An 11,262-nucleotide genomic window follows, 5' to 3' on the forward strand; every position below is an offset into this window, starting at 1 on the left:
CATGATCGCAGTTAGCTCGATGCTAGCCCTTTATGCCCAAAATTCATCCGCCAATAATCCCCAGCGTTGTTTAACAGCCATCAAACTGGCGATCCGTTATTCATTAATATCACAGCTGGCTATTTATCTGGTTATTGCCATCGCGGCGCCTTATATCGCCACTTTGTTCAGTGATGATGCCGTGGTGATCGGTCACTTATCCTTATACCTTTATATTATCCCTGCCTCTTTTGCTATGCAGGGCATTATGATGGCGGTCGCGTCTAGCTTAAATGGCTTTAATCGACCAATGTCAGCATTAAGCCTTAGCGTGCTGCGCTCTCTGCTCATCATTAGTCTATCGAGTATTGGCGGTTATTATTATGGTGAAAAAGGTATCTTCTTTGGTATTGCCAGTGCTAATGTTTTAGTCGGTTTATTGGCCCTCTATTACGCCCAGCAATTACAGAACGAGCTGCGTAATGAATTAGGCGATCAATTAGAGAATGAATTACAGCTAAAGTGAACCCGTGAATGAGGCAATTAAAATCCAGCTAAACAGCATACATTTACACCAATTATCCCGTGTTGATGGATCAACGAGTAAAGCACAAATTCACCACTCGAATATGCACTAATACTCCATCAAACTTGCTGTTTCTTAGGCCAAATAAAAATATATTTAGCACTGTTCAACTTTTGTTTGAAAAGGTGATCTAAGCCCATTTTATTAACACTATACAACGTATTATCCGCACATAAATTTCGTTCTCCTTCCTACGTTTTGATCACATAGCAGAGTGTACTAATGACTGTATTAGCAACCGATTTTACTCAAGAAACCCGTCTAGAAACTGACTTATTAGGTGTTAAAAAAATACCAGCACACGCTTATTATGGTATTCACACATTAAGAGCAATGGAAAATTTCCATATCAGTCGAGAGAAAATCGGTGACTGTCCTGAATTTGTACGCGGCATGGTAAAAACCAAGAAAGCGGCAGCACTCGCCAATGGTATTTTAGGCACTATCCCACCACACATTAGCGACGCGATCGTGAATGCCTGTGACATTTTACTGGCGACTGATAAGTTTTACGCACAATTTCCGGTTGATGCGTTTCAAGGTGGTGCGGGTACATCGGTAAACATGAATACCAATGAAGTATTAGCCAATATCGCACTCGAGCAAATGGGTCATGCCAAAGGCGCTTACAGCCACATCAATCCCAATGATCACGTCAATAAAAGTCAAAGCACCAATGATGCCTACCCGACTGGATTCCGCGTGGCTTTATTTGAACGTTCTAACGCTGTATTAATTGCGCTAACTTCATTAAGCCAAACCTTCTTAACCAAAGCGGAAGAGTTTAATGACGTATTAAAAATGGGTCGTACCCAGTTACAAGACGCAGTGCCGATGACATTAGGGCAAGAGTTCCGTGCGTTTGGTATTACCTTAAGAGAAGAAATTAAAAGCATCAAACGTTGCCAAGAATTACTGCTTGAAATCAACTTAGGCGCGACTGCCATTGGCACAGGTTTAAATACCCCAGTCGGTTATTCAGAATTAGCGATTGCAAAATTAGCTGAGATCACTGGTCATGCCTTTGTACCTGCAGAAGATTTAGTGGAAGCAACCTCTGACTGTGGCGCTTATGTAATGTTATCAAGCGGATTAAAACGTTTAGCGGTAAAACTATCGAAGATCTGTAACGATTTACGCCTACTGTCTTCTGGCCCACGCACAGGTTTAAATGAAATCAACCTACCAGAAATGCAAGCCGGTTCATCAATCATGCCAGCCAAAGTAAACCCAGTTATCCCTGAAGTGGTTAACCAAGTGGCATTTAAAGTATGTGGTAACGATTTAACCATCACCATGGCTGCTGAAGCAGGGCAATTACAATTAAACGTCATGGAACCGGTGATTGGTCAATGTCTGTTTGAATCATTGTCGTTATTAGAAAATGCCTGCTTCACGCTACAAGATAAATGTGTGAAAGGTATTACGGCTAATCGCAAGGTATGCCTAGACTTCGTATTAAATTCAATTGGTATCATCACTTACTTAAACCCATTCATTGGTCATCATGAAGGCGATACTATCGGTCGTATCTGTGCTGAAACAGGCAAGAGCGTACGTGAAGTGGTATTGGCGCGAGGCTTACTGTCTGAAGCAGAATTAGATGACATATTCTCTATCGAAAACTTGATGAATCCAAAATACACAGCGCAACGTTTTGCAAAAGCGGTTTAATTAAAGTGAGTTAAGTTAACGACCTAAATAAACCGTTTAACTATAAAATCCCCGTTACTATTACTGCCGACGACAGTAACAGTAACGGGGATTTTTTATGCCTTAAACAACGTACTACTGCTGTTTATCACAACACTGCTACGGCCGTCACTTCAAAGGCTCTTTTACGACTCATCAATACGAAGATTGCGGGTACAAAGTAAAACGATAACATGGTGGTTAATACCGTACCACCGGCGATCGCTATCGCAAATGGAGGCCAGAAACCACCACCCGCTAAGATAAGCGGTAAGAAACCACCCACGGTCGTGATCGTCGTAGAAGTAATATGGCGAGTACAGCTGGTGATGGCCTTAATAATGGCCTCGCTATCACCGGCGACGGCTTTTGGATCTGACTTTAATTCCGCCAAAATAACAATCGCGGCATTAATTGCTAAGCCCATTAAGCCAAGCAGACCAATGATCACCGTAAAACCAAACGGGTAATTAAACACGTAAATACTGAGTAAGCCTAACCCCACCGATTGAATAGCGGATAAAACAATCACCCCACCTAAACGGAATGAGTTAAATGACAGTACCACGATAATAATCAGCAACATCATAATCACACCAACACTGGCTAACAGATTGCCGACCGCATCATTACGTTTAGCAGACTCGCCACCAAACTCCATCCGGTAACCCGGTGGCAATACAAAGTTTTCACTGGCTAACCGCGCCGAAAACTCATTAAGTACCGTTGAGGGTAATACCCCAGCGACTAAATAACCTTCAACAGTATTAACCCGTACCCCATTCCAATGTGGGATCGCACCACGACTCGGGGTTAAGGCTAATGTCGTTAATGCCACCAGCGGAATACTGCTTTGCGATAGTGGCGAGCTCAGACTGATATTAGCTAAGTCAGATAAGCTACGACGTTGCTCATTGGCAATCTGTACCCGTACTGGTATAGATTCAGTGGCCTCGATAATCGAGCCGTTGACGGTACCGTGTAATGTTGATTGTAACTGTGTCGCCACATCGGTCAGGGTTAACCCGGCTAATTGACTGACATCTTCATTAATTTTTAGCCATATTTTCGGTAACCCAGGTTGGATAGTCGCGCGAGTATGGATCACGTTCTTGGTACCGATTAAGATCCGTCTGGCTTCATCACCCAAGGTTTTTAAGGTATCTAAATTAGGACCAAACAGACGTAATTCGATAGGCGCTCTAAACGGAGGACCCTGTTCTAACTTCCGCACCAATATCTGCGCTGCTGGGATCGCATCATCAAGCAATATTTGTAATGACGGTACTAATTCATTCACCCGCTGGAAACTGTCACCGGTCACCATCGCTTGGGCATAATACTGGGCACCGTCTTTATTGGGCATTAAATTATAATAGAAAGACGGGGCATTATTACCAATAAACCAGCGTACTTTACTGATCCCTTGTTGCTGGGCTAACAAGTCACTGATGGTTTTGGTCATGACTTCAGTGGCAATAATACTGGTTTGCACTGGCATAAATAATTCGATATGAAACATGTCACGATCCGACGCCGGAAAGAACTGTTCATCCAGATGTTTAGCCAAGATAAAGCCACTCAAAGGTAAGATAAACACTAACCCTATGCTGAGTTTAGGTCTGGCTAATACCCATACCAATGATTGACGGAAAGCGGCCGCTAAGCTAACTAACTCAATGCCATTATTATACCAAGTCGTCGTCCGTGCCGATCCGTCTGACGAACGACCAACCAGAAAACGCCCCGATAAACCGGCAACGATAGTATGTGAGACGAGATACGAGCCGATTAAAGCAAAGATAACGCTTAACGCAATACCACTGACAAATTCACCCGATGGTCCCGGCATCATCACAATCGGCATAAACGCCAATATCGTGGTTAAGGTTGAGCCTAATAACGGTAACCATAAATGCTTAACCGCACCTTGCACGGCAGCACTGGCACTGAAGCCCTGTTGGCGACGCTTCTGAATGGTATCTGCCATCACAATCGCGTTATCCACCATAATACCCAGTGCCACAACCAAACCCGTTACCGACATTTGATGGATCGGCAAGCCGTAATAATTCATCACAGTCAAAGTAAACAGTACTGTTAACGGTAAGGATAAAGTGACGATTAATGCCGCGCGCCAGCCTAACGTCACGAGCAGCACCAGGGCTATTATCGAAAAACCAATCAGGATGTTTTCCACCAGACCTTGCAGTCTGTCTTCGGTGTATTGGGATTGATCAAACAATACTTCAGTGGTTAATGAGGACGGTAATTGCAGATTAAAAGCGGCAACGACGTCATCAACTTGCGCACTCCATTTATCAATACGTAAATTAGGCAACATACGTGTTGATACCACCACCGCATATTGATCATCAACAATCGCGATCTCTTGTGCAGGCCATTGTAATTGTTTACTGACCTGAGCAATATCACCTAACCGAACCACACCACCTTTACTGTCATTGAGTAAGGGGATCTTACGGATCCGAGCAACAGAATCAAACGATCCCGCGACTTCAATCTGCATTTGGTTATAATCATTAATGATATTACCCGCAGATACTTTGGCATCAGCAGCTAAAATAATGTTGGAAATAGCTTGTGTCGATAACGACAAATTCGCCGCTAAATGTTTATCTATTTCCACCAATATTTGTTCTTTACCGCGGCCAAACAAACTGACAATGTCCGTACCTGAGACCACCTTTAACTGATTTTGTAATTCTTTACCGTAACGACCTAATGTTGTTAAATCAACCGCACTGTCGCCCTGCCATTTAACGGCGATCAATTGCGTGTAGGCATAACCACGATCATCTTCTAATCGTGGCGCGACAGTCGCAGCCGGTAACTCACTGGTTACGTCATTAAGCAGATCTCGCACCCGCGACCAAATCGGCACAGGATCAGTAATGGTATCGTGTAATTTCAACTGTACAATGGATATACCAGGTCGAGAGGTCGACGTAATACGATTAATATCCGCCAGTTTTCGTAATTTTTGCTCTATCTTCTCTGTCACTAAAGCTTCGACACGCTCAGCACTGGCACCCGGTAACAAGGTCAGCACACTGGCGATCCGATTGGTGATCCGAGGATCTTCGGTGCGCGGTAGCGTTGATAACGACCCCAGCCCTGCCACGATGAGTAAAATAATCAGCAGTGCCATCAGGCGATTATTTTCAGTAAACGCCTTGATCATATCTTATGCTCCGAGGTATTTTCAGCCGACGGTTGCTGAGCAAAAGCTTGCTGATGGCGAACCGTTACCCGTTGTCCCGGTACAAAACGGTGGATCCCGACATTGACATACGCTTGATTATCTTTCAGATCACCTTGCACATACGCGGCCGTTTCAGTGGCATGTAATACCGTTACTGTGGTGCTTTTTAACTGAAATAGTGCCGGTGTCGCCGCTGCATGATCATCACGATCTTGCTGCATGACATCCTGCTCTAAGGTATAAATATTCCACATACCACGCACACCATCAGTAATGGCGCTTAATGGGACCCAATAACCCGGTTGCTGATAGGCTTGAGACAAAGCAAGGTAAGCCAATTGGCCATTATAAACAGCGCTGTTATCGGCTAATGCAAAACGCAGACTAATTGTTCGCGTTACCGTATCAACTTCATTACCGACACTTAATAGACTTGCAGCGTAGTTCATACCGGCGATCTCGAGTTTATGCTCCTTGCCTTGCAGTTGGGAGATAAAACTCGCAGGTACACCAATCGTCACTTCCGAAGCACCGGTTTGTAACAATCTAAATGCCGTGGTTCCTGCCGCAATCACTTCACCTTGGGCAATCTGACGACTACTGACAATGCCATTAAAAGGTGCTAATAGTTTCGATTTATCAATACGATACTGACTTGCTTCTAGCCCTGATAAGGTACTGCGAATATTGGCGGCAATGACGCGTTTTTGCGACGACAGCTCATCAATATTCTGCTCTGAGGTAAAACCACGCTTACTCAGCGAGTTTAATCGCGAGAGATTGGCTTCGATCAAATCAAATTCAGCTTCCGCTTGCTGCAGTTGTGCTTCGAGCTGGTTACGCTCGATTAATAGCAGTTGCGTATTGAGCTCTGCCAGCAATTGACCTTTCACCACTTGCTGCCCTTCAATCACATGTAGGGTTTTAATGATGCCCGCAAATTCAAAACCTAAATTTGCATCTTGCTTAGCAATTACCTTACCGACAAATTTATTTTCGACTTGGTAACTGTCTTGCTGAGTCAAATACTCACTACTGGCTTGTAAATACTGTGACACAGGCTGCGTTTCGTCAGCAACAACCTCACTACACGCTTGTAGTGTGAGCGGAATTAGCAATATACTTATCCATTGTGCTGTTTTTGTATTCAGCAAAGACAGGTAACTCTTTCTAAACATAATCAATATCCTTTTTTTACGCTCTATGCAACGCAACACTTTTGTTTCAGCCTTTTCTAAACTAGACTGGCAAGTCCAGTTACAAAGATAGCAAAATCAAACTAGACCGTACAGTCCATTTTATAAATATTAACGTATCTATAACATTTTATAATGGAATGTACATTCAAATTATTAGCGGTATGAATAGATGAATAAACCTAGAACAAAAAGTGAAGTAAAGCGAAATCAGATACTTGATGCGGCAACAGTACAATTTACCCAGCATGGCTATGCGGCCACCAGCATGGATCTCATCGCTAAATTAGCCGGGGTATCCAAACAAACTGTGTATAGTCATTTTGGCAACAAAGATGAATTATTTATTACTGCTATCAGCTACAAATGCGAATTATTGGGCGTAGGAGAATTATTACCCGAGAATCTAGGACCGGTTGAACCGACGTTAACCTTATTCGCACAAGGATTTTTTACCATGATCACTTCAGCTGATTCCATGGCGGTACACCGAACTTGTGCTGCAGAGAGCCTTGCCCATCCGCATTTATCACGGTTGTTTTTTGAAGCGGGACCGCTGTTTGTGATCGACAAATTAGCTAATTGTTTAACTGAATATCATCGCCGTGGCGAGCTTGATATTGAAGACTGTCGCCAAGCGGCCATACAATTCCTGGCAATAATTAAAGGTGAGCAGTGGACACGGTTAGAATTTAATATTGAAGAGTCGTTATCAGAGCAGGAAATTAACCACTACTTACAAAGCTCTGTGCGTCTATTTGTACGAGGATATCAAAGTTTAAGTTAAGCAATCAGGGTTATGCTGATATCGCAGATAGATATAGATGAGCACAACCCTGTTTATTACCTTTTCAATGCCGCTATTCGGCAGTATCAAGCGTGGTGCTAAACCAATCCAGTTTGCTGGCTAACTGCGTCACTTTACCAATAATAATCAGTGACGGACTTTCAGCTTGCGCAGCCAGAGCACCCAGATCTTTTAACGATCCTTGCAATGTGCGTTGCTGTTTGCTGGTACCTTTTTCTATAATCGCCACCGGCATTGCGGCATCCATTCCGTGTTCGATCAGATTACTCGCAATGCCACTACTCTGGGTCAAGCCCATGTAAAACACCAATGTATGCGTGGCTTTACCAAGTAACGGCCAATCTAGCTGATGCGCATCATTTTTTAAATGTCCGGTAATAAACTGCACACCTTGGGTATAATCGCGGTGTGTCAGCGGGATCCCAGCGTATGCCGCACAGCCTGATGCTGCGGTAATACCCGGTACCACTTCAAACGGTATGTTAAACGGTAATAAGGCTTCGAGTTCTTCACCACCACGGCCAAAGATAAACGGATCACCACCTTTAAGGCGGATCACTTGCTTGCCTTGCAATGACAGCTCCACCAGCAGTTGGTTTATACCGCTTTGTGGGACACAGTGATACCCCGCTTGCTTGCCAACAAAGAAACATTCAGCTTGTGGGTTGATCAAGGCTATGATCTCTGCTGATACTAAACGGTCATGCACAACTACTTCAGCGTGTTGCAGTAAACGTAACGCTTTTACCGTTAATAAATCCGGATCACCCGGGCCAGAACCGACCAAAATAACCTTCCCTGCATTGCGAACAGTACGCTGTTCACCCTCTGTTATTGGTAACCCTTGTTCTGTCATTCTATATCCTTAGCTACTGCGTCAGCTTTCTCGTGACTAACTACGATTCACAGTAACTGAATCATCACTGTATGTCTTTATCTTCCTAATATACCCAAGCTGTGCGAGGCTTACCAATAGCGGAGTAGTATAAGTTATACCAAGCGAAGCAAGATCAAAAAAGGCGCGATCTTTCGACCGCACCTCTGGGTATTTATTTGTGTATCGATTATTAATTAAGCTTATTGTCATCTCGGTTTACTTCAACAAAATCGCCTTCGATAACACCTTCATTTTTAGCCTTGTTATCTGCACCTGGCTGCTGTTGAAATGGTGACGATTGTGACGAATACTGGAAACCTTGAGCACCACCGGTAAACATCGATTGTGGAATAATACGATCTTTGTACTGGGCGATAATCGCTTTCGCTAAACGGCCACGAATTTGTGGGGTTAATACTAACAAACCTAACGCATCAGTCACAAAACCCGGCGTAACCAGTAACACACCACATACCAACAGCATAATAGCTTCAACAATTTCTTGTCCCGGCGCTTCACCAGCTGCTAAACGCGCTTGTAACTTTTGCACCGTTTGTAGACCTTGGTTACGAACCAAGTATGAACCGGCAAACGCAGTTAAAATAATAATACCAATAGTCAGCTCAGCACCTAATAACGAACCTATCGACATTAGTACATACACTTCAATTAATGTCATCGCAGTAAACAGAAAAAATAAACGACCTAACACATTAACCTCTCAAAATTTAGTTATAGTAGACAGCCTAACAAGGAACACCCTTGTCACTCACTTATCTAAAAATAGTATCTAGCAATAATATGTAAACATAGTACTTAAACATAGACCTAAAAAATTCGCACAAAACAGTTATGATGTAAAGTAACATAAGGGCATTAGCCCCATTTTCAAGTTGTCAGCGAGTAGATAGTCCATAATACTCAGTGACAGACACCATAATTTAGACAACTAAAACAGCATAAAGTTGGAAAAAATGAACCTAAAATCGATGCTATTATTAGCCAGCAGTCTCGTTCTGCAAAGTACCATACCCGTATTAGCCAATAATAATTTTAGTCTATTTGCAAATAAACCACAAAGCGCGCCAGCATTCTTGCCTGTCGAAGACGCCTTTGTATTTTCGCAACTGCAGCAAGGCGAAAACCTCAATGTATTCTGGCAAATTACCGAGGGTTATTATTTATATAAGAATAAACTGCGTGTCACCATTAATGGTAATGACTACACTATCGACGGCTTGCCTGCAGGTAAAGACTATCATGATGAATATTTTGGCGATGTCGAAATATTTCAGTACGAATTGATGCTGTCAGTACCCGTTGCCGATGTAGCACCGGCGAGTGAGATCACCATCCATTATCAAGGCTGTGCAGTGGCAGGCTTGTGTTATCCACCCATGACAAAAACATTCATTAGCCAATAAAATATCACCAGCAATAAAAACCACAAGGCAGCACTTGCGGTTTTATTGCTGGCGTCGTCGTTATCTATTCTATTTAATAAAAGAAATATGCTTGCTGCGGGCAATTAAGAATACCGGCAACACAGCTAGCGCCATATAAATAAAGATGTCAGCTTTGACGATCGGATAAAATAGCCCAGATACAAACGTCAGAATGGCGATGGCTAAACTAAACGGCAACGCGGCATAAATAGCTTGTGTCGCTACCGCATCTTCTTCACTGACACGTTCCGACATATAACGCATTGATGCCAGGTGTGCGACACCAAACGTCACCCCGTGTAATAACTGTGACAACATAATAGGCGTAACATCAACGGCGTAGCCTAATGTGGTCCAACGTAACACACTACCAGCAGCAGCAATGACAAACATCATGGCAATACTGACATTGCCAAAGAAGCGTTTACCAAACGCTAAAAAGAAGATCTCACCGGCAACCCCCACACTCCAGAAATAACCGATATAAGTTTCACTAATACCAATATCTTGCCAGTACACAGCACCAAAACCATAATAAGCCGCATGAGCACCTTGTAATAATGAGGTGATGGCTAAAAATGGCCAAAATGCTGGACGCTTTAATATAGTCAAAATACCCGAACTCGGTTTGCTGGTTGCCGTTCCACCTTCAGGCATATTCTTCGCGGGTGTAATAGTGAGTAGAAATAAGATCCCAAGTCCAACAATAATCGACAATAAAATTATTTTATGATTAAACTCTTCGACCAAAAAGCCAGTTAACGCACTCGACAACATGAAACCAATCGAGCCCCACAACCGCACTCTGCCATAATCCATATTATTGTAGCGCACTAACTTCGCACCTATCGTCTCACCCAAGGCCATCAACGGTGAAAATATAAAGTTAGTTAAAATAACTAATAAAAAGATCGCATAGACATTTTCAATCAGATAAAAACCAGAGAACGCGACCATCGCAGTGAGCGTTAACCGCTGAACGCGGGTCAATAGGGAGGTAGTGGAAACCAAGTTGCGGGTCAATAATAACGCCCCAGCAGAACGGGCAACGAGTGCAAATGCCAGCATACTACCGATCATTTCCGTGGAGATACCTTCGCCTTTTAACCATAATGCCCAGAATGGCAGCAGAATACCAAATACACCGAAGAAAAAAGCGTAATAAAATCCCATCCATATTGATGATGGCAGTGCAAAGCGCATGTTGAATCCCTAAATAATGACATATCAGTCCAATAATTATCGATATTCTACGCCCTTAGTAATAGAGATGCGCTATTTTTCCATAAAATATTATGATGACCTAGGCACTATTTCTTCTATATAAATTAATGATTAAAGCAAAGTCATCACAAAAAACTATCATTAATACTAAAGTCGTATTGCTAGATATTAGCGGTCATGGCATTTTTATTCACAGCAGATGTAAACAAAACCACAATAAAACATGCTT

9 protein-coding genes are annotated in these 11,262 nt (G+C 43.0%); 4 read left to right on the plus strand and 5 right to left on the minus strand.

What is annotated here, in order from left to right; genetic code table 11:
• On the plus strand, positions 1-505 hold a 505-nt coding region (locus PE36_RS12190; protein WP_006032342.1), incomplete at its 5' end, for an MATE family efflux transporter.
• A 282-nt stretch (positions 506-787) separates the two neighbouring features.
• Positions 788-2,239 carry an aspartate ammonia-lyase gene (gene aspA / locus PE36_RS12195; protein WP_006032343.1) on the plus strand — a complete coding sequence of 484 codons (1,452 nt, stop codon included), beginning with the start codon at positions 788-790 and terminating at the stop codon, positions 2,237-2,239.
• A 127-nt stretch (positions 2,240-2,366) separates the two neighbouring features.
• On the opposite strand, the gene PE36_RS12200 is transcribed toward aspA, so the two are convergent.
• Positions 2,367-5,462 (minus strand): efflux RND transporter permease subunit, encoded by a 3,096-nt coding sequence (locus tag PE36_RS12200; protein ID WP_006032344.1) that lies wholly within the window; start codon positions 5,460-5,462, stop codon positions 2,367-2,369.
• Positions 5,459-6,661, minus strand: coding sequence for an efflux RND transporter periplasmic adaptor subunit (locus PE36_RS12205; protein WP_006032345.1), 1,203 nt, complete (start codon positions 6,659-6,661; stop codon positions 5,459-5,461). The genes PE36_RS12200 and PE36_RS12205 overlap by 4 nt, the downstream gene beginning before the upstream one ends.
• 190 nt (positions 6,662-6,851) lie before the next feature.
• Here PE36_RS12205 and PE36_RS12210 point away from each other — a divergent pair, with 190 nt between their 5' ends.
• Positions 6,852-7,466 (plus strand): TetR/AcrR family transcriptional regulator, encoded by a 615-nt coding sequence (locus tag PE36_RS12210; protein ID WP_006032346.1) that lies wholly within the window; start codon positions 6,852-6,854, stop codon positions 7,464-7,466.
• Between the two features lie 73 nt (positions 7,467-7,539).
• Here PE36_RS12210 and cobA read toward each other — a convergent pair whose 3' ends face one another.
• Both cobA and PE36_RS12220 read right to left on the minus strand, forming a co-directional pair.
• Positions 7,540-8,343 (minus strand): uroporphyrinogen-III C-methyltransferase, encoded by an 804-nt coding sequence (gene cobA, locus PE36_RS12215; protein ID WP_006032347.1) that lies wholly within the window; start codon positions 8,341-8,343, stop codon positions 7,540-7,542.
• 211 nt (positions 8,344-8,554) lie between these two features.
• Complete coding sequence (locus PE36_RS12220) at positions 8,555-9,076, minus strand: FxsA family protein (protein WP_006032348.1); 522 nt, start codon at positions 9,074-9,076, stop codon at positions 8,555-8,557.
• A gap of 262 nt (positions 9,077-9,338) precedes the next feature.
• Between PE36_RS12220 and PE36_RS12225 the strand changes: the two genes are divergently transcribed.
• Positions 9,339-9,788 (plus strand): protein-disulfide reductase DsbD domain-containing protein, encoded by a 450-nt coding sequence (locus PE36_RS12225; RefSeq protein ID WP_006032349.1) that lies wholly within the window; start codon positions 9,339-9,341, stop codon positions 9,786-9,788.
• Between the two features lie 69 nt (positions 9,789-9,857).
• Here the strand turns inward: PE36_RS12225 and PE36_RS12230 are convergent, their stop codons facing one another.
• On the minus strand, positions 9,858-11,012 hold the full coding sequence (locus tag PE36_RS12230; RefSeq protein WP_006032350.1) for a 3-phenylpropionate MFS transporter: 1,155 nt from the start codon (positions 11,010-11,012) through the stop codon (positions 9,858-9,860).
• Positions 11,013-11,262: the final 250 nt, after the last annotated feature.

Source organism: Moritella sp. PE36, assembly GCF_000170855.1.
Lineage (GTDB): Bacteria > Pseudomonadota > Gammaproteobacteria > Enterobacterales > Moritellaceae > Moritella.

Excerpts from the sequence above, each read along its gene's own strand:
- aspA (WP_006032343.1), top strand. The coding sequence starts at position 788 with ATGACTGTATTAGCAACCGATTTTACTCAAGAAACCCGTCTAGAAACT.
- PE36_RS12200 (WP_006032344.1), bottom strand. The coding sequence starts at position 5,462 with ATGATCAAGGCGTTTACTGAAAATAATCGCCTGATGGCACTGCTGATT.
- PE36_RS12205 (WP_006032345.1), bottom strand. The coding sequence starts at position 6,661 with ATGTTTAGAAAGAGTTACCTGTCTTTGCTGAATACAAAAACAGCACAA.
- PE36_RS12210 (WP_006032346.1), top strand. The coding sequence starts at position 6,852 with ATGAATAAACCTAGAACAAAAAGTGAAGTAAAGCGAAATCAGATACTT.
- cobA (WP_006032347.1), bottom strand. The coding sequence starts at position 8,343 with ATGACAGAACAAGGGTTACCAATAACAGAGGGTGAACAGCGTACTGTT.
- PE36_RS12225 (WP_006032349.1), top strand. The coding sequence starts at position 9,339 with ATGAACCTAAAATCGATGCTATTATTAGCCAGCAGTCTCGTTCTGCAA.
- PE36_RS12230 (WP_006032350.1), bottom strand. The coding sequence starts at position 11,012 with ATGCGCTTTGCACTGCCATCATCAATATGGATGGGATTTTATTACGCT.